Annotated in this window: 19 protein-coding genes; 11 read left to right on the top strand and 8 right to left on the bottom strand. The window is 68.2% G+C overall.

Translation table 11 applies throughout. From position 1 onward, the window contains the following. Positions 1-10 precede the first annotated feature (10 nt). The 4 genes from ACHMXB_RS14200 to ACHMXB_RS14185 form a co-directional block, all read right to left on the bottom strand. Positions 11-1,096: a zinc-binding dehydrogenase gene (locus ACHMXB_RS14200; protein WP_395399257.1), complete on the bottom strand. Its 1,086-nt coding sequence runs from the start codon at positions 1,094-1,096 to the stop codon at positions 11-13. 9 nt (positions 1,097-1,105) lie between these two features. Then, positions 1,106-1,414 (bottom strand): YciI family protein, encoded by a 309-nt coding sequence (locus ACHMXB_RS14195; protein ID WP_395399255.1) that lies wholly within the window; start codon positions 1,412-1,414, stop codon positions 1,106-1,108. A 179-nt stretch (positions 1,415-1,593) separates the two neighbouring features. Continuing rightward, positions 1,594-2,490 carry a LysR family transcriptional regulator gene (locus ACHMXB_RS14190; protein ID WP_395399253.1) on the bottom strand — a complete coding sequence of 299 codons (897 nt, stop codon included), beginning with the start codon at positions 2,488-2,490 and terminating at the stop codon, positions 1,594-1,596. Between the two features lie 108 nt (positions 2,491-2,598). Next, a complete protein-coding gene (locus ACHMXB_RS14185; protein ID WP_395399251.1) occupies positions 2,599-3,927 on the bottom strand; it encodes an MFS transporter in 1,329 nt (442 codons plus the stop codon). Between the two features lie 207 nt (positions 3,928-4,134). On the opposite strand from ACHMXB_RS14185, the gene ACHMXB_RS14180 reads away from it, so the two are divergent. From ACHMXB_RS14180 to ACHMXB_RS14135, 10 genes are all read left to right on the top strand, one after another. Beyond that, the gene (locus tag ACHMXB_RS14180; RefSeq protein WP_395399249.1) at positions 4,135-4,920 is read left to right on the top strand and encodes an IclR family transcriptional regulator C-terminal domain-containing protein; all 786 of its coding nucleotides are present in this window, start codon (positions 4,135-4,137) and stop codon (positions 4,918-4,920) included. After that, positions 4,920-5,717, top strand: a complete 798-nt coding sequence (locus ACHMXB_RS14175; protein ID WP_395399247.1) for an IclR family transcriptional regulator — start codon at positions 4,920-4,922, stop codon at positions 5,715-5,717. Before ACHMXB_RS14180 ends, ACHMXB_RS14175 begins: the two co-directional genes overlap by 1 nt. A gap of 195 nt (positions 5,718-5,912) precedes the next feature. After that, entirely contained in the window at positions 5,913-7,304 is a 1,392-nt protein-coding gene (locus tag ACHMXB_RS14170; protein WP_395399245.1) for an MFS transporter, read from the top strand. Between the two features lie 68 nt (positions 7,305-7,372). Next, positions 7,373-8,536 carry a Gfo/Idh/MocA family protein gene (locus ACHMXB_RS14165; RefSeq protein WP_395399243.1) on the top strand — a complete coding sequence of 388 codons (1,164 nt, stop codon included), beginning with the start codon at positions 7,373-7,375 and terminating at the stop codon, positions 8,534-8,536. 3 nt (positions 8,537-8,539) lie between these two features. Beyond that, entirely contained in the window at positions 8,540-10,657 is a 2,118-nt protein-coding gene (locus tag ACHMXB_RS14160; protein WP_395399241.1) for an FAD-dependent oxidoreductase, read from the top strand. Then, positions 10,654-11,502 (top strand): sugar phosphate isomerase/epimerase family protein, encoded by an 849-nt coding sequence (locus ACHMXB_RS14155; RefSeq protein WP_395399239.1) that lies wholly within the window; start codon positions 10,654-10,656, stop codon positions 11,500-11,502. Before ACHMXB_RS14160 ends, ACHMXB_RS14155 begins: the two co-directional genes overlap by 4 nt. Further along, positions 11,499-12,338, top strand: coding sequence for an aldo/keto reductase (locus ACHMXB_RS14150; RefSeq protein WP_395399237.1), 840 nt, complete (start codon positions 11,499-11,501; stop codon positions 12,336-12,338). Before ACHMXB_RS14155 ends, ACHMXB_RS14150 begins: the two co-directional genes overlap by 4 nt. Positions 12,339-12,358: 20 nt before the next feature. After that, positions 12,359-14,164 (top strand): FAD-dependent oxidoreductase, encoded by a 1,806-nt coding sequence (locus ACHMXB_RS14145; RefSeq protein WP_395399236.1) that lies wholly within the window; start codon positions 12,359-12,361, stop codon positions 14,162-14,164. Between the two features lie 56 nt (positions 14,165-14,220). Next, the gene (locus tag ACHMXB_RS14140) at positions 14,221-14,565 is read left to right on the top strand and encodes an ArsR/SmtB family transcription factor (RefSeq protein WP_395399234.1); all 345 of its coding nucleotides are present in this window, start codon (positions 14,221-14,223) and stop codon (positions 14,563-14,565) included. Positions 14,566-14,578: 13 nt separating this feature from the next. After that, complete coding sequence (locus ACHMXB_RS14135) at positions 14,579-15,076, top strand: SRPBCC domain-containing protein (protein ID WP_395399232.1); 498 nt, start codon at positions 14,579-14,581, stop codon at positions 15,074-15,076. A gap of 89 nt (positions 15,077-15,165) precedes the next feature. On the opposite strand, the gene ACHMXB_RS14130 is transcribed toward ACHMXB_RS14135, so the two are convergent. Then, positions 15,166-15,348: a hypothetical protein gene (locus ACHMXB_RS14130; protein ID WP_111905501.1), complete on the bottom strand. Its 183-nt coding sequence runs from the start codon at positions 15,346-15,348 to the stop codon at positions 15,166-15,168. 271 nt (positions 15,349-15,619) lie between these two features. Beyond that, positions 15,620-16,288, bottom strand: a complete 669-nt coding sequence (locus ACHMXB_RS14125; RefSeq protein WP_395399230.1) for a GntR family transcriptional regulator — start codon at positions 16,286-16,288, stop codon at positions 15,620-15,622. An 80-nt stretch (positions 16,289-16,368) separates the two neighbouring features. On the opposite strand from ACHMXB_RS14125, the gene acnA reads away from it, so the two are divergent. Further along, positions 16,369-19,011 carry an aconitate hydratase AcnA gene (gene acnA / locus ACHMXB_RS14120; protein WP_395399228.1) on the top strand — a complete coding sequence of 881 codons (2,643 nt, stop codon included), beginning with the start codon at positions 16,369-16,371 and terminating at the stop codon, positions 19,009-19,011. A 75-nt stretch (positions 19,012-19,086) separates the two neighbouring features. On the opposite strand, the gene ACHMXB_RS14115 is transcribed toward acnA, so the two are convergent. Both ACHMXB_RS14115 and ACHMXB_RS14110 read right to left on the bottom strand, forming a co-directional pair. Next, positions 19,087-20,850, bottom strand: a complete 1,764-nt coding sequence (locus tag ACHMXB_RS14115) for an acetyl/propionyl/methylcrotonyl-CoA carboxylase subunit alpha (protein WP_395399226.1) — start codon at positions 20,848-20,850, stop codon at positions 19,087-19,089. After that, a complete protein-coding gene (locus ACHMXB_RS14110) occupies positions 20,850-22,682 on the bottom strand; it encodes a 5-oxoprolinase/urea amidolyase family protein (RefSeq protein WP_395399224.1) in 1,833 nt (610 codons plus the stop codon). Before ACHMXB_RS14110 ends, ACHMXB_RS14115 begins: the two co-directional genes overlap by 1 nt.

The following is a 22,682-nucleotide window of genomic DNA, read 5'->3' as shown; positions in this document are numbered from 1 at the left end:
CTGCTCCCGCTCACGCCTGAGCCCCCGTGAGGGCAGTGGTCCCCGCCCCGTGGGTAGCCTGCGCGACCGGCATGTCCACCACGATCTTGCCTACCGGCTCGGTGCGGCTGCGCATCAATTCGAAGGCCTGCTGCAGGTCCTCGAAGCGGAAGCGGTGCGTCATCAGCGCGCGGGCCTGGTCCCGGTGCCGGGCCAGCAGCTCCAGTCCTGCCGGGATGAGGTTCAGGCTGTTCCGGCTGCCCAGCAGGTCGATCTCCTTGAAAGGTATGGTGTTAATCGGAACAGACGCGGTCCGCGCCGAAATCCCCACCTGCACGATCCGTCCCGCACTGGCCACGAGGCGGATGGCGTTCTCCAATGAGGACGGAATACCTGTGGCCTCGATGACCAGCTCCGGGCCAGACGAGTCCGTGAGCGCATCCAGCCGGGCGGCCTGGTCGGCAGCGGGAAAGTCGGCACGGGGATTCACCAGCAGTGTGTCCACAGCGCCAAACGCAGCGGCCAGCTCCAGCCGGTCCGGCTCCGTGTCGGCGCAGACCACGGCGACGCCCAGGTCCGTCAGGTACAGCGTGGCAAGCAATCCGATCGGTCCGCTGCCCAGCACCAGGGCCGTTTCCCCGGACGACGGCCGCCCCCGGTTAACCGCCTGCATGGCGATGGAGGCGGGTTCGGCCATGGCCGCGAGATCGAGTTCCAGGCCGTCCGGCACGGGGCACAGTTTCTCCACCGGCACGCTGAGCAGTTCCACGAGGGCGCCGTCCGAATAGCAGCCGATGCAGCCGATGTTCTCGCAGACGTTGAACCGGCCAAGGCGGCACGGCCGGCACTGCCCGCAGTAGACCATCGGGCTGACGGCAACGCGGTCACCGGCGCGGATGCCGGCGTCGTTGTCTTCGATGGCCTCGACGATGCCAGCGAATTCATGGCCCTGGATGACGGGCAGCCCAGCCGGGTAGTCGTCCTCCCAGATGTGCAGGTCGGTGCCGCAGAGGGTGACGTTGTGGACGCGGACCAGGGCGTGACCCGGCTCGATTGCCGGCTCCGGTACGTTCTCGTACCGGATGGTCTCCTTGGCGACGGTGCGGGCGATCAGCATGACGCGCTCCTAGTTCCGCGCGGTATCGGCGCCGGTGTTGGCACCGAAGACCACGTTCCACTGCCGGATGCTGCGCTTCTCCACCAGGCCGTTGCGGTAGAAAGGGTCCTGGTCCATCAGCGCTTCGACGCCAGCTTTCGAGTCCGCCTCGATGATCAGCAGCGCGCCCGGGTCCTCCTCGGGCCCGAACGGACCGCTCTTCACCAGCCGGCCGTCGTCGAACTGCTTCTGCAGGAAATCCACGTGGCGCGGGCGGTGTTCGTCCCGTCCCGCGGTGGAGGCGGCAGAGTAGGCGTAGGTGACAGCGAATGTTCCCATGGGTGTGTCCTCATCGTTGAGCGGGTGGATGTTCCCCTCCATCGTGGCCACCGAGATTGTGCCGCGTCCAACACTTATTTGGTCAATGAGCATGTGCGGAAAACACATAATGCACGACGGCGGGAGGCCGGGTTGGGTGCCTCAGCCGGCCGCGTTGCCCGCGGGGTGAGGACCGTGCCTCAGCCTGCCGGCGTCGGGAGGACCTCCTCGGCGACGGCCAGGGCCAGCGCCAGGGCGGGGGAGATGCCGGCAGGGTTCCAGGCGAGGCCCGACTCCAGCAGCGGCGCGGTGCCGGTCAGCGGGATAAACACGGTCCCGCCGGGCATGATGCTGGCGACGGAGTCGGGCATCATGCTCACCCCGACGCCGCCGGCCACCAGCGACAGTGCGGTGTACGGATCAGTGACCTCCTGTGCCACCCTGGGCCGGAACCCCGCGGCCGCGCAGGCAGCAACGATGCCCTCGCGGAGCGTGGATCCCTGCGCGGCACGCATGGTGACGAACCCGTCATCGGACAGTTCGGCGAGCGCGATGGCCGGCCGTTCGGCCAGCGGATGGTCCACCGGCACGGTGGCGCCCAGCTGTTCGAGGGCGATGGAGCGGGTGGCTAGCGCGCCCGCATCCAGCGGCAGCCCAACGAAGGCCAGGTCCAGGGAACCGTTCCGGAGCTGCTGCAGGGCGTCCTGGGTCAGCAGGCCGCCGGTGAGGGTCAGGTCCAGGGACGGGTAGCGGTTGCGGAGGGCCCGGGTCAGCGGGGGCAGAGTCCGGTGGTTCAGCGCCCCGGAAAAGCCGATGCTGAGCCGGCCGTAGAACGTGCCGGGTTCGGTGACAGCGGACCGGCGGGCAAGATCAAGTTCGTCGATGATCCGGCGGGCATGGGGAAGAAAGGCGACTCCCGCCGTCGTCAGGGCCACCGAGCGGGTGTTGCGCTCAAACAGATCTGAGCCGAGCTCCTTCTCTAGCTTCCGGATGGTCTGGCTCAGCGGCGACTGGGCCATGCGGAGGCGGTGCGCCGCCCGGCCGAAGTGCAGTTCCTCGGCCACGGCAAGGAAAGCCTCGATCTGGCGAAGCTCCATGCAGTTCCTCCTGTGCAGTTCCTCCGACGTCCCGAAACGGCGGATGCCGAACTCGCAGATATTGCCCTCAAAGTAGCAATTCGAGGGCACTATCTGCTCGTTCGCGCTTTAGCGGACCGGGTTGCCCAGTTCCCGCAGCGGGGTCTTGTGGGTTTCGCGGGCCCAGTACGCGCCAGCCACAGCCAGCAGGGACGACGCCGCGACGATCCAGGCGGCGGGGCCCCAGTTGGCCTTGTCGGCGCCGACCAGCGCGGTGCCCAGCAGTGGGGTGAATCCGGCGCAGAGGATGCCGACCTGCAGCCCGATGGCCATGCCCGAGTAGCGGACCTTGACGTTGAACAGCTCGGAGAACCAGGCCGGGTAGATCGCATTGGACATGGAGTATGTCCCGGCGGTGATCACCGTACTGGCGAGGAAGATCATGGGGATGTTTCCGGTGGAGATGACGGAGAAGTAGACGAAGATCATCAGTCCGGACCCCAGGACGCCGGCGATGAATACCGGCCGACGGCCGAAGCGGTCCGAGAGCCGGGCCAGCAGCGGCTGGCTGAACATGGCGATGACATTGCCCACGATGCTCACCCACAGCATGGTCGACGCCGGGACGCCCACGGACACGGCGTACGCCAGGCCGAAGGACTGCATGAACGTGTTGGTCACGGTCTCGAAGGACATCAGGGCCACCTGGAAGAACTGCGCCGGGTGCGTCTTGAACATCTTGGCAAACGGAAGCTTGACCAGTTCGCCGTGGTCGTGCTTTTCCTCGAAGACCTCGGGCTCCTCGAGGGAGCGCCGGACCAGGTAGGCGACCACCAGCACCACGAGGGACAACCAGAACGGGATGCGCCAGCCCCAGGCCAGGCGGTCTGCTTCGCTCATGGCGGCCACGGGAAGGAAGGCGAGGGAGGCAAGGACGATGCCGGCGGAGATGCCGCTCATCGCGAAGCTGGCAAAGAAGCCGCGGCGCCCTTCGGGTGCTTCCTCGGTGGACAGGGCAGAAGCGCCGGCCGTTTCCGCGCCGGCGGACAATCCCTGCATGAGGCGCAGCACCACCAGCAGTGCCGGTGCCCAGTAGCCGGCGGAGTTGAAGTCGGGCAGTGCGCCGATCAGGAAAGTGGCCGATCCCATCAGCACGAGGGTCAGGACGAGGGTGTTCTTGCGGCCGATCTTGTCCCCCAGGTGGCCGAAGACGACGGCGCCGAAGGGCCGTGCCACGTAGGCCACGCCGAAGGTGGCAAACGAAGCGATGAGGGCGATGGTGGGGTCGCCGGACGGGAAGAAGATCTTGGAGAAGACCAGCGACGCCGCGGTGGCGTAGATGAAGAAGTCGTAGTACTCCAGCGCGCCGCCCAGGAAGGCTGCGAGGGCGGCCTTCTTGGCGCGCTTCAACTGGTACTGCTTCGCCGCAGCGGTGGCAGTGGGGGCGAGATCGGTCATTGCAGGGGGTCCTTCCGCACTGAAAGACGGTGTCCGGGTTTTTGGATTTGTGCGTATCGCGAACAGACGTGCGATATGCGACTAGAAAAAGGATAGCGCAGAGTGAAGTGACTCACAATCCGTTGTTTGTCCCCTGCGCCCTGCCGGATACCGGCCCGTATTCTTGGTAGGTCAGGAACAGCGCGCAGCTTGAGGTGCAGGGAGCTCATGGACGAACAGCCGGCCTACTTCGTGAAATCGGTCGAGAAGGCGTTCGACGTGCTGCGGGCCTTCACCCCGAACAAGCCCCGGCTGACCGTCTCCCAAGTGGCCGCGGCCGCCGACACCACCAGGGCTTCCGCCCGGCGGTTCCTCCTGACCCTGGCAGACCTCGGCTACCTGCGGGCGGACGGGGCGCATTTCGAACTGACTGCCCGTTCGCTGGAGATCGGCCGGTCCTTCCTGGCCAACCTCGAGCTGCCCGCCATCGCGGACCGGCATCTGAAATCCCTCGCTGCAGAGCTGAACGAAACCACGTCCCTCTGCATTCTCGACGGCGCCGACGTCGTGTATGTCGCCTGCGTGCCCTCGCCCCGGCTCCTCAGCGTGACCATCACCGTGGGAACCAGGTTCCCGGCGTGGGCCACCTCCATGGGGCGTGTGCTGCTGGGGGCGCTGACTGAGGAGGGGCTGCAGGCCTACTTCGAGTCTGTACGTCTGCAAAAGCTGACCGAGCACTCGATTGCAAGCGCGGAGCAATTGCGGACGGAAATTGAACGGGCCAGGTCCAGGGGCTGGGCCATGGTGTCGCAGGAACTGGAAGAGGGGCTGCGCGGGGTGGCGGTGCCGGTGTGCCGCGGCCATGAGGTGGTGGCTGCCGTCAATGTTTCCCTGCAGACGCACCGGTCACCTGCCGAGGACATCGAAAAGTCCGTGGTGCCGCGCCTGCAGGAGGCGGCCCAGCAGATCGGCCTGGACTATGGCGGGGACGCGTCCGGGCTGCGGCGGGCCTGATGGCCAACTCGCCCTCCGGCGAATCCGTCATCCAGCGCGTGGTGAAAATCCTCGACGCCTTTTCGAAGGGCCGGCCGCGGATGTCGTTGAGTGAACTGGTCCGGGCCACCGGCATGTCCAGCAGCACCGCGCACCGGCTGGCCAATGACCTAGTGGACAGCGGGCTGCTGAACCGCAGCGAGGCCGGTGACTACGGCGTTGGCATGAAGATGTGGGAGCTGGCGTCCCGCAGCAATCCGCTCGAGGAGTTCCGACGCCGGGGCCTTCCGTTCCTCGAAGGAGTCCACGCCGCGGTCCGGGAACAGGTCTCGCTCTCCATTCCCGACGTCGGTTCCGGCACCGTGCTGTATCTGGAGCAGCTGGACCGGCACGGCACCGCCACCAATCTTGCCGCCGTGGCCGGCCGGCTCTTGATCCACAACACCTCGTCCGGGATGGCCATGATGGCGCACATGCCGCGCGACGTGCAGGAGCGGTTCCTGGCCGGGCCGCTGGAGAAGACCACTGCCGCCACGGAGACCGACCCGGCGCGGCTGCGCGCCCTGCTCGCCCTGACCCGGGAACGCGGCTACGTCCGCATGGCCGGCGTCCTGGTGCAGGAAAACACCGCCTATGCCGTCCCCGTCTTTGGTGAGGGCAACAGCGTGATCGGCGCGATCGCCGTCGTGATTCCGACGGCAGACGAGGACCCCAAGGTGGTTCTTCCCGTCCTGGTGGCCGCAGGGCGGGGCCTGTCCCGGACCATGGGCGCAGAGCGCCGCCCCTACGGCACGAGACCCTGGCTCCAGGGCGCCTGACCCCCGCTTTACCCTCCTCATCGGTAAGATCTCCACCTGGTCCCCGTCCCGTTGAACGGGAAATTTCGCCGCGCCGCTTTTCCCTGCTCCTAGTGTTTTCCCCCAGAGCCACAGTCACCCGGACACGGTGCACGCTCGACACTTCGGCCCCGCCAGCAGGTGGCGGCCGCCCTGGAAACTCAATGAGGAGAACCTATGGGAAACGCCCAGCCCCCAAACCCCGTCGCGGAGCCCGCCGTCCTGGCCCGCGCGGAAAGCCTCCCGGCGAAGACCCCGAGGAAAGCCGCCCTGGCTTCCTTCCTTGGTTCCACGCTGGAGTACTACGACTTCTTCATCTACGGCACGGCAGCAGCCCTGGTGTTCCCGAAGATCTTCTTCCCCGGCGGCGATCCGGTGGTTGGCCTGCTCGGCGCGATGGCCACGTTCGGCGTCGGTTATCTGGCACGGCCACTGGGCGGCGTCATCATGAGCCACTTCGGGGACAAGCTCGGCCGCAAGCAGGCCCTGATGATCACGCTGGTGATTATGGGCGTTGCTTCCATCGGCATCGGCTTCCTGCCCACCTATGACCAGATCGGCTACTGGGCCACGGCACTGCTGCTGGTGGGCAGGCTGGCGCAGGGATTCTCCGCCGGCGCCGAGGCCGCGGGCGCGTCCACGCTCACTATGGAACATTCCCCGGAAGGACGCCGCGGCTTCTTTACCAGCTTCGTGATGACGGGCTACGCCTCCGGCATGGTGCTCTCCACGGTGGTGTTCATTCCTCTCGCCGCCCTCCCGGAGGAGCAGCTGCTGGGCTGGGGCTGGCGCCTCCCGTTCTGGCTGTCCGCCGTCGTCCTGCTGGTCGCCTACTGGATCCGCACCCGGCTGGACGAGCCGCCCGTGTTCGAAGAGACCGTGGAAACGAAGAAGCCCAAGGGAATTCCGGCGGCCGAAGTGATGAAGACGCAGTGGCGCGACGTCCTGCGGGTGGCCCTCGTCATGCTGTTCTCCGTCATGCAGACCACCTTCACCGTGTACGCCCTGGCTTACGCCACCGGCAAAGGCATCGGCCTGGACCGGACTCTGATGCTCACCGTCAACGCCGTCACCATCGGCCTGTCCATGTTCACCATCCCGCTGGCCGGCATCATCTCGGACCGGTTTGGACGCAAGAAGGTGCTCCTGGTGGGCTCCCTCGGTTGCGCCGTCACCTCGTTCGGGTACTTCTGGGCCATCAGCGAGCACAACATCGCCCTGATTTTCGTCTTCGGGTTCCTGAACATGTCCGTGTTCTACTCCTGCTGGAACGGCGTCTGGACAGTCTTCTTTCCCGAGATGTTTCCCGCGCCGGTCCGCTACTCCGGGATGGCCATCGGCAGCCAGGTGGGCCTGATCCTCACCGGCTTCGCACCCGCCATCGCCACCGTCCTGGCCCAGCCGGGACCCGGCGGCTGGATCCCGGTGGCAGTCTTCACGGTGGCCTGCCTGGCGGTCTCCGCGATCGCCATCGCCACGGCCCGCGAAACCCATAAGACCCCGCTCGAGGAGCTTGGCCTGCCGCGGGCCAAGAGGCCGGTCCGCAGCTCCGTTTCGGCCGACGCCTAGCCCGGCCCTGCCCCCGACAACGCCCCAATACCCCGGCCCTGCGCACCACGCACAAGAAAGTTGGAACAATGACCCCGTCAGCAACCGCCCCCCGCACCTACCGAGCCGGAATCGTTGGTTGCGGCGCCATCTCCCGGAACCACCTCGAGGCCTTCGGCGCCCTGGACAATGTGCAGGTAGTCGGGGTGTGCGACATTGACCTGGACCGGGCACGCGCCACCGCCGGGAACTGGGACGTGCCGAACGCGGTGAACACCGTGGACGAGCTCCTGGCGCTGGGCGTGGACATCGTTTCGGTCTGCACGCCACACCCGACCCATGAGGAGGTGGTGCTCAAGGCAGCGGCGGCCGGCGTGCATGTGTTGTGCGAAAAGCCGATTGCCACCCGGCTGGACTCGGCCGAGCGGATGGTTGCGGCGTGCGAGGAGGCCGGTGTGCAGTTCGGGGCGCTGTTCCAGCGCCGCTTCTGGCCTGCAGCCCAGAAGATCCGGAATGCGATCGACGACGGAACGCTGGGCCGGCCGCTCATGGCCCAGTGTTCGGTGATGCTGCACCGCGCGCAGGAATACTATTCCCGCGACGCCTGGCGCGGCACCTGGCAGAACGACGGTGGCGGCGTGCTCATGACGCAGGCCATCCATCAGATCGACCTGCTGCAGTGGTACCTCGGCGACGTGGCCGAAGTCTACGGCAAGGTCAACACCTACCGGCACGGCGAGTACATCGAGGTGGAGGACTCCGCCACCGCGGTCATCACCTTCACCTCCGGTGCCATGGCAACGGTGGAGGCGTCGACGGCGGTGTCCCCCAACCTGGGCATCCAGCTCCGGATCACGGGCGAAACAGGCGCCTCGGTATCGCTGACGGAGTTCCCCGAGGGCAGCGACGGCCGGCTGGACCTGTGGGCCGTGGGCGAAAAGATCACCGTGGAGCCCGTCCATCCCGAAGGGGTGGAGCCCAACGTTGACCTCTCCACCATCAACGGCCAGCTGATTCCGCACCACACCAGCCAGGTCCGCGAGTTCGTGCAGGCACTGGACGCCGGCACGGAGCCCGCCATCACCGGCAAGGACGCCCTGAAATCCCTGCGAATCCTGCTGGCGGTCTACGAATCCTCACGCACCGGCCACCCCGTCCGCTTCGCTGACGTCGAGATGCCCTCGGGCGTCGAGGTGCCAGCCGACGTCCAGGCTTCCGGTGAAACACGCGTTCCCGCGGAAGCGGCAGGCTGAGCCATGACGAAGCACAACACCCTGGAAACCCGCCACGCCGCCCGCCCACTCACCCTGGGCCGTAACGGCCGCACCCCACGGACCCTCCGCAACCGCCTCGCCTCCGCCCCGATGGAACGCAACTACGGCACGGCGGACGGGCACATTTCTGAGCAGTACATCGATTACCTCGTCACCCGCGCCCGGGCCGGCCTCGGCTTGGTCACCACCGAAGCCACGTACGTCCGGGCCGACGGCAAGGGCCGCACCCACCAGCTGGGCCTGCACACCGACGCCATGGTTCCCGGATTGCGCAGGCTCACCGACGCGCTGCGCGCCGAAGGTGCGCTGGCCGCCGTCGAACTCAACCACGGCGGCCGGACCGCGCAGACGGCGGTGTCCGGGCACAAGAACGTGGCGCCGTCGCCGGTGCCGTGCGCTGTGGCCGGCGGGGAGGTGCCGCGGGAGCTGACGGCCGGCGAATGCCACGATCTCGTGGCAGCCTATGCCGCGGCGGCCCGCCGGGCCGTGGCTGCGGGCTTCGACGTGATCAACATCCACGGAGCGCACGGCTACCTGATCCACCAGTTCATGTCGCCCATCTCCAACCACCGCACGGACGAGTTCGCCGCGCCGGAGCACTTCCTGAACCTGGTCATCGACGCCGTCCGCGAGGCCGCGCCGGACGTCATCATCGGTGTGCGGGTGTCCGTCGTCGAGGGCCCGGCGGACGGGATCAACGCTGAAGACCAGGTAGGGATCATGGCCAAAGCGAACCTGGACCAGCTGGACTTCCTCGACCTGTCTGCCGGCAGCTACGACGCCGGCGAATGGATCGTGCAGCCCGGGGAGTGGAAGCCCGGCCTGCTCCGCGACTATGCCACGGCGTACCGGCAGTTCGGCCTTCCGCTGGGCATGGCCGGGCGGCTGAACTCGCCGGCCGTCATCGAGGAGGCCCTCGCCGGCGGTGCCTGTGATTTCGTCAGCCTGGCCCGCGCCATCCACGCTGACCCCGCCTTTGTGGGCGGCGTGCTCCGCGGCGAGGCTTACCGTCCCTGCATCGCGTGCAACGTCTGCATCGACACCCTCGGCCAGGGGCAGGTCACGTGCACGGTCAACCCCGCGGTAGGGCGCTCGCGGGTTCCCGTTCCGACGCCGGCCGTCCGGCCCGGCACCCGGGTGGCCGTCGTGGGCGCCGGACCCGCGGGCCTTACGGCCGCCCGGGAACTGGCCCAGTCGGGTGCGCAGGTGACCGTGTTCGACGACGGCGCCCGGCTGGGCGGGCAGCTTGCCCTCGCAGAACGGATGAAGTCGACGCCGGATTTCCACCGGTTCACTGACTGGTCCGCAGAGGAGAATGACAGGTTGGGTGTTGACGTCCGCCTGGGCGGGCGGGCGGACCTTTCCGATCTCGCCGGGCTGGTTCGGGAAACCGGGGCCGACGCCGTTGTGCTGGCCACCGGCGGGACCCGGCCGGGGGCAGACTTCCCCGGCGCAGACCTGCCCGGCGTAGTGGACGTCCGGGACTGGCTCGCCGCCCACCCCGGGGTGCTCGGCTCCGATGGACCGGCGGACGGTGCCGTCCCGGAAGCCGTGACCATCTGGGGTGCGGACTCCGTGGCGATGAGCCTGGCCGACACCCTCGCGGACCGCGGCGCCGCGGTGCTGCTGGTGGGGCCGCAGGAGGTCCTCGCGCCGGAATCCGGGCGGCGGGCAAAGATCCTTGCGGTGCCGCGGCTCGAACAGAATCCGCGGGTCCGGATCCGGCTGGGTGCCACGATCGAGGAATACGACGGCGGCCGCGTCCGTATTGCCGGCACGTTCCCGGACGGGGCCGGAGACGGGTCCGGTCCGGAATGGCTGGATGCTCCGGGCCCGCTGCTGGTTTCCCGCTCGGTGCTGCCGCTGGACGGTTCCGTTTCCGCGGCGGACCGCGAGGCGGACCTGGCCCGAGCGGCCGGTGTGCCGGTGGCGTTGGCCGGAACGGTGGTGGACCGGACCCCCGCCATCGCCTCCAACGCGGTGAAGAGCGGGTACGACGCCGCGCAGCGCATCGCCGCTGCTCTTGCCGCCGAAGCCTCTGTGCCTGCCGCAGAACCTGCCAGCCCGCACCAATTCAGCATGAACGGAGCTACATCATGAGCGCACCGCGCCGCCCGCTGGGCCTGGCCCAGCTGTCCCTCCTTAACACCGCCCCGCCGCAACTGGTGGCCATCGCCGCCGAAGCCGGCTTCGACTTCATCGGCGCCCGCGTCCGGCCGGTCACACCCACTGAGCGGCCCTATGACCTGCAGCCCGGGCAGCCGATGTTGCAGGAGACTCTGACCCGGATGGCCGACACCGGCGTTGCGGTCCGCGACATCGAGTTCCTGCTGCTGGACGGCACCGACCAGCGCAAGGCGTGGCTTGCCATGATGGAGGCCGGGCAGGCCCTCGGCGCGGCCTCACTGACCGTGGCGGCGTCCGATCCGGACACCGGACGCCTTTCCGACACACTGGCCCGCATGACCGAGGACGGCCGCAGCTACGGCATCGTCCCCACCTTAGAGCCCATCTCCTACCAGGCGGTGAACTCCATTCCCGCCGCGGTGGCTCTGGCCAGGTCCTCGGGCTGCAGCGTGGTGGTGGACGGGCTCCATCTGAACCGCTTTGGGGCGGTCCCGGGGTCCGCACAGTGGCAGGACCTCGAGGCGAACCTCGACCTGGTGCCGCTGCTGCAGCTGTGCGACGGGCCGGCACAGCGTCCGGCCGACCGCGCAGCGCTGGTGGCGGAGTCGCGCTCGGAACGCGGTGTTCCGGGCGAGGGCGGGTTTGACCTTGCCGCCCTGGTCAACGTCTTTCCCGCTGATCGTGCCGTGAGCGTCGAGGTGCCGTCGGACAGCGCGGTTGCCCGCCTGGGAGAGCTGGGCTGGGCACGGAAGCTCAAGGAGGCAGCCGACACGGTGCTGCAGGTGGCAGGCAACCTCCAGAAAGCAGGAACCAAGTGAGCCAAAAAACAGAGGAAAGCACAACGGTGGAACTGGCACCCGGCGTCGTAATTCCGCTCATCGGGCTGGGCACCTGGCCGATGACCGGCGAGGAGGCGGCCGATGCCGTGGCCCGGGCGATCGGCAACGGGTACCGGCATATCGATACGGCGGAAAATTACTGCAACGAGGAGGCCGTGGGGGAGGGGATCCGCCGCAGCGGCATTGCCCGCGGGGAGCTGTTCCTCACCACCAAATTCAATAAGCAGTGGCACGGCAGGACGGGCGTGCGCGAGGCCTTCGGCGCGGCAATCCGCCGGCTCGGCACCGAGTACCTGGACCTCTTCCTGATTCACTGGCCGAACCCTGCACACGGCCGGTTTGTCGAGGCAGCCGAGGGGCTCACCCGGCTGGCCGAGGAGGGGCTGATCAGGTGCTGGGGTGTTTCCAACTTCAAGCCGGCCCACCTGCGGGAGCTGCAGGCGGCAGGCCTGGAAGCCCCGGTCAACCAGGTGCAGATCGATCCCGAACACCAGCAGCTCGACCAGCTGGCCTTCCAGCGTGAACACAACATCGCCACCGCTGCCTACAGCCCGCTGGGGCGCAACGGCGGCTTCCTCTCCGCCCCTGCCGTCACCGCTCCCGCCGCGCAATACGGAAAGACGCCGGCGCAGGTGGTGCTCCGCTGGCAGGTCCAGTCCGGCCGGGTGGCCATCCCCAAGTCCGCCGACGACCGGCGGCAGCGCGAAAACCTCGACGTCTTCGGCTTTGCCCTCACCGAGGCGGAGATGGCCGGGATCGATGCCCTGGACAAGGGCGCACCGATGCGGCTCGACTCGGACGAATTCGGACACTGAAAGAACAACTGGAGCAAGAGATGACTTTCCCGACTGATGCAACAACCCACTCCGCTGCCGGAGACAATCTGCGCACCCTGGACTGCGACGTCCTGGTGGTGGGCTCCGGCGCGGGCGGCCTGGCCGCAGCCGTGACGGCCGCATACCACGGGCTGAAGGTTGTGGTGGTGGAAAAGGCGGACGTCTGCGGCGGTGCCACGGCCTGGTCCGGCGGCTGGGCCTGGGCGCCCGGCAATCCGCTGGCCCGGGCCGCCGGCGTCAGCGAGGACAAGGAGACCTTCCGAACCTACCTGCGCGGAGTCCTGGGGGCCGACTACCAGGCGGACAGGGTGGACGCGTTCCTGGAGGCCGTGCCCCACATGGTGGGCTTCTTCCACCAGAAGACGTCGCTGCAGTTCGTCCCGGGTGCCAAGATCAACGACGTCTATGGGGGGCTTCCCGGTGCCGGGACCGGGCACCGCTCAGTTGGGCCCAAGCCCATGAACGCCCGGCGGATCCGTCCGGAGCTGCGCGCCAAATTACGGCACCAGCTGTATGAAACCTCGTTCCTGGGCATGGGCATCATGGCCGGACCGGACCTCACCAAATTCCTCTCGGCGTCCCGGGGCAATCCGCGCGGACTCCTCCATGCAGGCTGGCGATTCGGCCTGCACCTCCTGGATCTGCTGACGCACCGGCGCAACATGCAGCTCGTCAACGGCACGGCACTGACCGGCCGGCTGCTGCAGTCCGCAGACCGCTTCGGCGTCGAGATCCGCGTCTCCACACCGGCCCGCCAGCTGCTGACCGACGCGGCAGGCAAGGTGACCGGCGCCGTCGTCGGAACCTCCGAAGGGGAGCTGCGCATCAACGCCTCACGCGGCGTGGTTCTGGCCGCAGGCGGCTTCCCGAACGACGTGGAGCGCCGGAAGGAGCTTTTCCCGCACACGCCCACCGGGCGCGAACACTGGACACTGGCGCCTGCGGAGGCCAGCGGCGATGGCATCAGCCTGGGCCAAGCGGTGGGCGCCCGTTTTAGGGCCGATGTGAAGTCCCCGGCCGCGTGGTGCCCGGTGTCGCTGGTGCCGTACCGCAGCGGCCGGACCGGCACGTTCCCGCACATCATGGACCGCGCCAAGCCCGGCAGCATCGGCGTCCTGCGCAACGGGAAACGGTTCGTCAACGAGGCCAACGGGTACTACGACTACGTAGCGGCAATGCTGGAGGCCACGCCGGCGGGGGAACAGGCGGAGGCCTGGCAGATCGCCGATTCCAGCTTTGTGCGCAGGTTCCCGCTGGGCATGGCCAAGCCGCTGCCCGTGCCGCTCCTTCCCTACCTGCGCTCTGGCTACCTGACGAAGGGCCGCACGCTCGAGGAGCTCGCGGCCCGGTGCGGCATCGATCCCGCCGGGCTGCAGGAGACTGTGCAGCGCTTCAATCGCCATGCAGATGCCGGCGCGGACCCCGACTTCGGCCGCGGCTCCACGCCGTTCAATCGCTACGGCGGTGACGCGGCGGTAACGCCGAACCCATCGCTGGGCCCCATCGAGAAGGGCCCGTTCTACGCCGTGCGCGTGGTGCCCGGAAGCTTTGGCACGTTCGCGGGACTGGATGTGGACGGCCGTTCGCGCGCCTTGGACGACGGCGGCCAGCCCATCCCGGGACTGTATGTCGCCGGCAATGACCAGGCCAGCGTGATGGGCGGTCACTATCCTGCCGGCGGCATCAACCTTGGTCCGGCGCTGGCGTTCGGATATGTCGCTGGCCGCGACCTGGCCGGCGCCGTGGCGTACGAGGACGACGGGACGGTGCCCACGGAATCCGGCGCCGGTGTGGGCGCCGCGTGAGTCGGAGCAGGACAGCCCATTGACACCCTTCCCCGGCAGTCATATCCTACAACCAAATGGTTGTAGATCAGCTTAGCGATGCCGAACTCGACCGCCTCTTCCAGGCGTTCGCGGACACCACCAGGCGGGACATCATGCGCCGGGTGACGGTGGGCGAGTATTCGGTGAGCGGCCTGGCGGCCCTCTACGCCATGAGCTTTGCCGCCGTTCAGAAGCACGTGGCGGTGTTGGAGCGCGCCTCCCTGGTCACCAAGGAGAAGCGCGGAAGGGAGCAGATCGTGCGGGGCAACCATGATGGCCTGGAGAAGGCCCGCCGGCTGCTTGACGAGTACGAGGCGATCTGGCGGCAGCGCGTCGCCCGGATCGCGGACATCCTCGCTGAGGAACTTACTGAAGAATAGGAAGGGTCCGGCAATGACGGTTATCAGTTCCACCAAGAATCCCGAGGCACTCAGCTTCACCCTCGTGGCAGAGTTCGACGCCGACGTGAAGCGCGTCTGGCAGATCTGGGAAGACCCGCGGCAGCTCGAGCGCTGGTGGGGCCCGCCCACCTATCCGGCGACGTTCAGCCAGTACGAATTCACCCCCGGCGGCGAGGCTTCCTATTACATGACCGGCCCGGAGGGTGAGAAGGCCAGCGGCTGGTGGCGCATCACCGATATCGAGGCCCCGAACCGGCTTGAGTTCGACGACGGGTTCGCCGACGACAGCGGCGCGCCGGTGGAAGCCATGGGCGCCGCACATGCCACCGTCACCCTGGAGGATCTCGGCGGCCGCACCCGGATGACCATTCAGTCCGTCTTCGAGTCTGAAGAGCAAATGAACCAGATGATGGAGATGGGCATGGAGGAGGGAATGAAGGAGGCCGCCGGACAGATCGACGCCCTCCTGGCCGAGCCTGCCCGCGCTTGAGGGCTGCCCGGCTTTTCCAGCAAAACACCAGAGGACGGCGGCGGGAATGTCCCGCCGTCGTCCTCTTACGTTTTTGTCCGGGGTGCTGCCTAGAGGGCAGCGGTGTTCAGGCTGAGCGTGAAGGTGTTCGGGCCGCTGAGGGTGACTGCAACGTCACTCTTCTTTGCGTTGGCCCGGCTAGAAAAATCGTGCACCAGCGTCTCCAGTGTGTGGTTCACTGCAGAACGGTCCCAGATCTTGATCGTCATTGATTCGGCGGTCTCAAAGGTCATTTTCAGTGCTTTCGTGTCTGGGCATGGCGCCAATGCGATGCCGCGGAACAGGGCAGCCCAGGAACGCTCGGAGGCCTTAGGCAGCTCGACGAGCTCACCGGTTTGGCCTCATTGCGTCCACCAGGATTTTGTTGTGTTTGAACTTCTGAACCACGTGCAGAAAAGCGTATTCCTTCGTGGTTCCATTCCATGATGCACAGGCGCGGGAGGGCTTTTCAAACGGTTTGGCCCTAAACGGCGGGTGAGGTTTGCCACATACAGGGTTACAGTGCTAGCCCTCGGTGAGGACGGCGATGGCGCGGCGGCCCAGGCTCCCCACCACGTGGCGCTGCATGATTTCGCGGGCCCGAACGGCGTCGCCGGTCACCACGGCATCGGCAATCTCGATGTGCTCCTCGCGGACGCGCTTGCGGTCCTTCTCGGAGTCCTTCTGGCTCTGCAGGCCGATCTGGCGGTACCGGTCCGCCTTGTCCCACAGGCCCTCAAGGATCCCGATGAGCACGGGGTTGTGCGAGGCACTGTAGACGGCACGGTGAAATTCGCGGTGCGCCGTCATGGCGTCCAGGTCCGCGGCGTCGTGCAGCGGCGTCAGCTGCTTCAGCGCCGCCCGGATGTCCTCGATGTCGGCAGGCGTCCGGCTCTCAGCCGCCAGCCCGGCAGCCAGCGGGTCCAGGTTCTCGCGGAGGACGTAAAGGTCGCGGGCCTCGTCCGCTGTGAGGGACGCGACCCGGGCATCCCGGTGCGACTCCAGCTGCACCAGCCCCTCCGCGGCCAGCCGCCGCAGCGCCTCACGCAGGGGAGTGGTGCTGACGCCGATCTCGTGGGCAAGCTGCGCCTGGCTGAGCACGGAACCGTGGCCGATCTCCCCGGTCAGGATCCGACGGCGCAGTTCCTCGTAGACGTATGCGCTCTTGGTCAGTGCTGGGGGCTGGTTTGCCATCGCTTGCTCCCTTTGGTTTGTAGCGGCTGTTATAGGTTATAACCTATAACAGACCCCTGCTCCTTCGAGAAAGCGGAACCATGAGTGTAGTCACCGCCGCAGGCTCCCACCCCAGCATCACCAGCCTCTCCGTCAATGGCGAGGTCTTGCAGGCCGTGGATATCGAGGCTGCCTTGGGCACCGCTTTTTCCCGGCTGCCGGTGGTCCTGCGGTTGCTGGCGGAGAACGTGCAGCGGAACATGGCCGGCCAGGAGCGCGAGCAGGCGATGGATGCCCTGCGGAACTGGCTGGCCACGGGCACCAGCACGGCCGAAATCGAGTTCCTGCCCACGCGGGTGCTGATGCATGACACCACCAGCACGCCAGCCCTGGTGGATATCGCGGCGATGCGGGATACCCTCGCTGAGTCCGGAGCCGACCCCATGGCCCTGAATCCGCTGCTGCGCGTGGACGTGTCCATCGACCACTCGCTGGCGGTGGAGGAGTACGGGCGCGCCGACGCGGCCGCCCGGAATATCAAGCACGAGATCCGCCGGAACCGGGAGCGGTACCAGTTCCTGAAGTGGGCCTCGAAGGCCATGAACGGCGTGCACATCAACCCGCCCGGCACTGGCATCATGCACACGATCAACCTCGAGCAGCTGGCCACCGTGGTGACAATCATGGACAAGGACGGGGTCCGGTGGGCGGTGCCGGACATGATGGTGGGCACGGACAGCCACACGCCGATGATCAACGGGCTCGGCGTCCTGGGTTGGGGCGTCGGCGGGCTGGAAGCACAGACCGTGATGTTCGGGATGCCAGCCACGCTGCGCATCCCCGACGTCGTCGGTGTCCGCCTGACCGGCGAACTGGGGCCCGGAACCCTCGCCACCGACCTCGCGCTGACCATCACCCAGCGGCTGCGCGAGGTGGGTGTCACGGGGGAATTCGTTGAGTTCTTCGGCCCCGGCGTCTCCACGCTGACCGTCGGCGAGCGCGCCGTCGTCGCCAACATGGCACCCGAATACGGCGCCACAACCGGCTACTTCCCGATCGACGGGCACGTCCTCGACTACCTCGCCAGCACCGGCCGCAGCGCTGAACAGACGCGGCTGGTCGAGGCGTACGCCAAGCAGGCCGGGCTCTGGTTCGACCCGGAAGCAGCGCCGGTCTACACGAGAGTCGTCCACGTCGACCTGTCCGCCGTTGCGATGCACGCGGCTGGACCGCGCCGTCCCCAGGACCTTCTGCCCTACGGCGGCATCCGAACGGCCCTGGAACAGGAGCCTGGACCGGCTAACTCTGGAACTGCGCCGACCGGCGGTGGATCCCTACCAGACTTCCCGGTGGCACTGGCCGCCATCACCAGCTGCACTAACACCTCGGACCCGCGCCTGCTCATCGCCGCCGGGTTGCTCGCCCGCAACGCCCGCCAGCGCGGGCTGGCCGTGCCGCATAGGGTCAAGACCTCGCTGGCGCCGGGGTCACCGGCGGCCGCCAGCTACCTCAAGCGTGCCGGGCTCATTGATGACCTTGCCTCTGTCGGCTTCGACATCGTCGGGTTCGGCTGCACCACCTGCATTGGCAACCCGGGTCCGCTGACGCCGGAGGTTGCCGGGGCCCAGACTGCCGGGGTGAGCGAACCGGTGGCGATTCTGTCCGGCAACCGCAATTTCCCGGGCCGGGTGCACCCCGACGTCGAACTCAGCTTCATCATGTCGCCGCCGCTGGTGGTGGCCTTCGCCATCGCCGGCGACGCGAAGCGCGACCTCAGCAAGGAGCCCGTCCAGGTCGCCGAAGACGGCACGGCCGTCTACCTCGAAGAGCTATGGCCGTCCCGCGATGAGATCGATGCCTTCGTGGCCAAGGCAAACGACCCCGCCGACTTCCGCCGGGACTTCGCGATCGCCAGCCGCGACCCGCAGTGGAAGCGGTTGGAGGCGCCGGACGGTGCACAATACCCGTGGGACGACGGATCCACGATCCTCCGCCGCCCTCCGTTCGCCGCCCTGACCGAGGGCAGCCTGCTCGGGAAGTTCACCGCGCATCCGCTCCTGGTGCTCGGCGACGACGTCACCACCGACCACATCTCTCCTGCCAGCGCCATCCCGCCAGTCAGCGGCGTCGCGGACTTCCTGGTGGACAGGGGAGAGGACCGCGCCGACCTCAATGTCTTCGCCTCCCGCCGCGGCAACTGGGAGGTCATGGTCAGGGGCGCCTTCCACAACAAGTCGGTCCGGAACCTCCTGCAGCCTGAGGCGCCGGTGGCACACACCGTCCACGCGCCGTCGAATGAGACCCTGCCCATCTGGGACGCCGCCCGGCGATACCGGGAGGCAGGGGATTCCGTCGTGATGGTGGCAGGTGAGCGCTACGGCATGGGATCGTCCCGGGATTGGGCGGCGAAGGCCCAGCGGCTGCTCGGCGTCCGGGCGGTCATCGCCGCCAGCTTCGAACGGATCCACCGGTCCAACCTCATCGGCATGGGCATCCTTCCGCTCGTCATGCCGGCGGACATGAGGGAGAGACTCCTCGGCCTCGCACCGGGCGACCGGATTGCGCTCGACGCACCCGAGGAGCGCATCCATCCCCGCGCCGGGATCGCCGCAAGGATCATCCGCGCCGACGGCACCGAGGAACCGTTCATGGCCACCGCCGCGGTGGAGACGGGGCTGGAATGCGGGCTCCTCGCCGTCGGCGGCGTTATCCCCATGATCCTGCGCAGGACGCTTACGGCCTGAGCCGAAAAGCAGGAGGACGACGGCGGGAGGTCCCGCCGTCGTCCTCGTTGCCTTCGCCAGCAAGCGGGGACGCCGCTAGCCGATGAGCGCCAGGACCGAACCGGATGTGACAACCTCGCCGGCCCCGGCGGCGACAGCGGAGAGGACGCCGCCGCGGTGGGCGGGGACGCTGGTCTCCATCTTCATGGCCTCCAGCACCACCACAGGATCACCCGCTGCCACCTCGGCACCCGGCTCCACGAGCCACTTCACCACGGTGCCGCTCATGGCGGCGCGGAGTTCGGCCGGGTCAGAGGTGCCGGACCCGCCATCGGGAGAGCCAGCGGCCGAAGAGGCACCCAGGCCGCCGGGAAGTGCCTGGCCCGATCGGGCCCAGCCGTCCAGCAGGTCGGCCGGAAGCCCGACGGCAAGCCGGCGGCCGTCCACGTCCACCGTGATGGTGCGCCGCCGGCCTTCGGGAGCGGTGGGGCTGAAGTCGGGATCTGCCGGGATCTGGCCGGCGAAGTCCGTCTCGATCCAGCGGGTGTGGACATCCAGTCCGGTCTCGGACGTGAAGTCTGCTGCCTCCACCACGGCGCGGTGGAACGGCAGGACGGTGGCAACGCCGGTGATGCTGATCTCGGCCAACGCGCGGCGGGCGCGGCGCAGTGCCTGCTGGCGGTCGGCTCCGGTGACGATCAGCTTCGCCAGGAGCGAGTCGAACTGCGGTGCCACGAAGGAGCCGGAGCGCACACCGGTGTCCAGCCGGATGCCGGGGCCCGTGGGAGCGGTGAATTCCGTGACGGTGCCGGGGGAGGGCAGGAAGCCTCGCCCCACGTCCTCCGCGTTGATCCTGAATTCAAAGGCGTGGCCGCGCGGAGCCGGGTCTTCCGTATGGGACAGCCGTTCCCCGGCGGCGATCCGGAACTGCTCCTGGACCAGGTCGGTCCCGGTGGTTTCCTCGGTGATGGGGTGTTCCACCTGCAGCCGTGTGTTCACCTCGAGGAAGGCGACGGTGCCGTCGGCGGCGACCAGGAACTCCACCGTCCCCGCACCCGCGTAACCGGCTTCCCGGCACACTGCCTTGGCGGCGTCGTAAATCTGCGCCCGCTGACCGTCGCTGAGGAACGGCGCCGGGGCCTCCTCTACCAGCTTCTGATGGCGGCGCTGGAGGGAACAGTCCCGGGTTCCCACGACGACGACGTTGCCGTGAGTATCGGCCAGCACCTGAGCCTCCACGTGGCGCGGCCGGTCCAGGTAGCGCTCCACGAAGCATTCGCCGCGGCCGAACGCGGCCACCGCCTCGCGCACGGCGGAGTCGAAGGCCTCCTCGACCTCGTCCATGTTCCGGACCACCTTTAGGCCGCGGCCGCCGCCGCCGAAGGCGGCCTTGATGGCGATGGGGAGCCCGTGCTCCTCCGCGAAGGCGCGGGCCTCGGCGGGGGACTCTACCGGCCCGTCGCTGCCTGCCACGAGCGGGGCGCCGGCGCGGACCGCGATCTCCCGGGCCGTGATCTTGTTGCCGAGCTGGCGGATGGCCTCCGGTGACGGACCGATCCACGCGAGTCCGGCGTCGAGCACCGCCTGCGCAAAATCCGCATTCTCGGACAGGAAGCCGTACCCGGGGTGGACCGCGTCCGCTCCGGATGCGGCAGCGGCACCGAGGAGTTTCTCGATGTTCAGGTAGGTGTCCGCCGGGGAGTTGCCACCGAGGCTGAACGCCTCGTCCGCGGCGGCGACGTGCATCGCGTCCGCGTCGATGTCCGCATACACAGCCACGGAGGCCAGCTGTGCGTCGTCGCAGGCCCGGGCGATCCGGACGGCGATTTCGCCGCGGTTGGCAATGAGGACCTTGTGCATCAGTTGCTCGCTTTTCTTTGTGGAGTCTGTCCGTGTGGAGTCTCTTCGGAGGTGCCGCCGGGGGCGGCAGTTTCGGGGGCGATGCGGAAGCGGATGCTCCCGCCGATCGGGACCTGGGCGGCCAGGTCGAGCTGGTGGTCCACCACCACGCCGATCACCGGGTACCCGCCCGTGATGGGATGGTCGGCGAGGAAGAGCACGGGCAGGCCTTCGGGCGGCATCTGGATGGCGCCGGCCACCGTTCCTTCGCTGGGAAGCTCATCGGTTCGGCTCCGCTCCAGGGGCGTTCCCTGCAGCCTCATGCCCACGCGGTTGGACTCCGGCTTGACCGTCCAGTCCTGCGCACAGAGGGAATCGATCGCGGCCTGGTCGAACCAGTCGGCGCGCGGTCCGAGGACGATGTCCAGCACGGTGACGCCCTCGCCGGGATAGTCAGGCTGGAGTTCGGGGCTGCCTACGACGCCGGATTCGGCGGCGCCGCCGGCTGGCAGCAACTGGTTCGCTGCCAGCGGCTTGGGACCGATTCCGGACATCGTGTCCGTGGAGCGGCTGCCCAGGACCGGCGGTGCGTCCACGCCGCCCCGGACAGCGACATAGCTGCGGAAGCCGGCGTCGGGAACACCGATGGTGAGGATTTCACCGTCGAGCAGGGCGAAGGGCGCGGCCACCGGGACGGTGCGCTGCCGATCTTCTGCGGTATCTTGCGTGTCTGTTTCCGTTTCGCTGGGAGAGGCCGACGGCGTCACGACGGTGAGTGCCGACGGCGCCCCGGCCACGGCCAGGACTTGGTCCCCGACGGCCTGGAGCCTGAGCCCGCCGGAGACGGTTTCGATGGCGGCGGCCGACGGCGCGTTCCCGACGAGGCGGTTTGCCCGGCGGAGCGAGGCCCGGTCCAGCGCACCGGCGGCTGAGACGCCGAGGGCCGAATGCCCCTGCCGGCCCAGGTCCTGGATGAGGCTGTGGATCCCGGGTGACAGGACGCGGAGTCCCGGCGAGATTGGCGGGAGTGCCTGCTGGCTCTCTGTCTGTTGGTCCTGTGAGGCTGCGTCTGGCCCTTCCGGTGCCATCTGGACCACGTTGCGGACGGCACGGAACTGGACGCGGTGCCCGGGGCTGGCCAGCGCGGGTTCGGGGCGGTCGAGGTCCCACATTTTGGCTCCCGTGCGGCCGATCAGTTGCCAGCCACCAGGTGACTTGCGCGGGTAGACGGCCGAGTAATTGCCGGCAAGTGCCACCGATCCCGCCGGGACCGCCGTGCGGGGGGAACTCCGGCGCGGAACTTCCAGGGCCTGGTTCTCGCCCACCATGTAGCCAAAGCCCGGGGCGAAGCCAGCGAAGGCAACGGTCCAGATCTGGCCCGTGTGGGCGGCGATCACGCCGTCGGCGCCGAGGCCGGTCAGCTTTCCCACCTCGGCGAGATCCTCGCCGTCGTAGACGGTGTCAATGACCACCAGGCCGCCGGCCTGCTCGGCCGGTTCCGTGAGGTCCAGCTCCAGGAGGGCCTGCCCGATCCGTCGCGCAGCTGCGGGGGATTCGGCCCTGACCATGACGGTCTCGGCGGCGGCCAGGACATCCTGCTGGCCCGGAAACGGGGCCTCAAGGAGTGCGGCCTGCAGGGCGAGGACATCCTGCGTTCCGGAAACCACGGCGAGGACGGTGCGCGTTCCCACCGGCCGCACCGCGCGCACCCGGCCCGTGCGGGCGGCGCTCGAAGGCGGAGTGGTGTTTGAGGGCAGAGTGTTTGGGGTTGCCTCCGGTGCGGGCTGGCCTGACGACGCGGAGGGCACGTCAATGTTGGGGTTTGCCATCGGGTCCTGAATCCGCCGCTTCAT

The sequence above is a fragment of the Arthrobacter sp. UC242_113 genome, assembly GCF_044054585.1.
In the GTDB taxonomy this organism is placed as follows: Bacteria; Actinomycetota; Actinomycetes; order Actinomycetales; family Micrococcaceae; genus Arthrobacter.
This window is presented reverse-complemented; position numbering and strand designations above follow the sequence as displayed.

Excerpts from the sequence above, each read along its gene's own strand:
- ACHMXB_RS14200 (WP_395399257.1), bottom strand. The coding sequence starts at position 1,096 with ATGCTGATCGCCCGCACCGTCGCCAAGGAGACCATCCGGTACGAGAAC.
- ACHMXB_RS14195 (WP_395399255.1), bottom strand. The coding sequence starts at position 1,414 with ATGGGAACATTCGCTGTCACCTACGCCTACTCTGCCGCCTCCACCGCG.
- ACHMXB_RS14190 (WP_395399253.1), bottom strand. The coding sequence starts at position 2,490 with ATGGAGCTTCGCCAGATCGAGGCTTTCCTTGCCGTGGCCGAGGAACTG.
- ACHMXB_RS14185 (WP_395399251.1), bottom strand. The coding sequence starts at position 3,927 with ATGACCGATCTCGCCCCCACTGCCACCGCTGCGGCGAAGCAGTACCAG.
- ACHMXB_RS14180 (WP_395399249.1), top strand. The coding sequence starts at position 4,135 with ATGGACGAACAGCCGGCCTACTTCGTGAAATCGGTCGAGAAGGCGTTC.
- ACHMXB_RS14175 (WP_395399247.1), top strand. The coding sequence starts at position 4,920 with ATGGCCAACTCGCCCTCCGGCGAATCCGTCATCCAGCGCGTGGTGAAA.
- ACHMXB_RS14170 (WP_395399245.1), top strand. The coding sequence starts at position 5,913 with ATGGGAAACGCCCAGCCCCCAAACCCCGTCGCGGAGCCCGCCGTCCTG.
- ACHMXB_RS14165 (WP_395399243.1), top strand. The coding sequence starts at position 7,373 with ATGACCCCGTCAGCAACCGCCCCCCGCACCTACCGAGCCGGAATCGTT.
- ACHMXB_RS14160 (WP_395399241.1), top strand. The coding sequence starts at position 8,540 with ATGACGAAGCACAACACCCTGGAAACCCGCCACGCCGCCCGCCCACTC.
- ACHMXB_RS14155 (WP_395399239.1), top strand. The coding sequence starts at position 10,654 with ATGAGCGCACCGCGCCGCCCGCTGGGCCTGGCCCAGCTGTCCCTCCTT.
- ACHMXB_RS14145 (WP_395399236.1), top strand. The coding sequence starts at position 12,359 with ATGACTTTCCCGACTGATGCAACAACCCACTCCGCTGCCGGAGACAAT.
- ACHMXB_RS14140 (WP_395399234.1), top strand. The coding sequence starts at position 14,221 with ATGGTTGTAGATCAGCTTAGCGATGCCGAACTCGACCGCCTCTTCCAG.
- ACHMXB_RS14135 (WP_395399232.1), top strand. The coding sequence starts at position 14,579 with ATGACGGTTATCAGTTCCACCAAGAATCCCGAGGCACTCAGCTTCACC.
- ACHMXB_RS14130 (WP_111905501.1), bottom strand. The coding sequence starts at position 15,348 with ATGACCTTTGAGACCGCCGAATCAATGACGATCAAGATCTGGGACCGT.
- ACHMXB_RS14125 (WP_395399230.1), bottom strand. The coding sequence starts at position 16,288 with ATGGCAAACCAGCCCCCAGCACTGACCAAGAGCGCATACGTCTACGAG.
- acnA (WP_395399228.1), top strand. The coding sequence starts at position 16,369 with ATGAGTGTAGTCACCGCCGCAGGCTCCCACCCCAGCATCACCAGCCTC.
- ACHMXB_RS14115 (WP_395399226.1), bottom strand. The coding sequence starts at position 20,850 with ATGCACAAGGTCCTCATTGCCAACCGCGGCGAAATCGCCGTCCGGATC.
- ACHMXB_RS14110 (WP_395399224.1), bottom strand. The coding sequence starts at position 22,682 with ATGAAGCGGCGGATTCAGGACCCGATGGCAAACCCCAACATTGACGTG.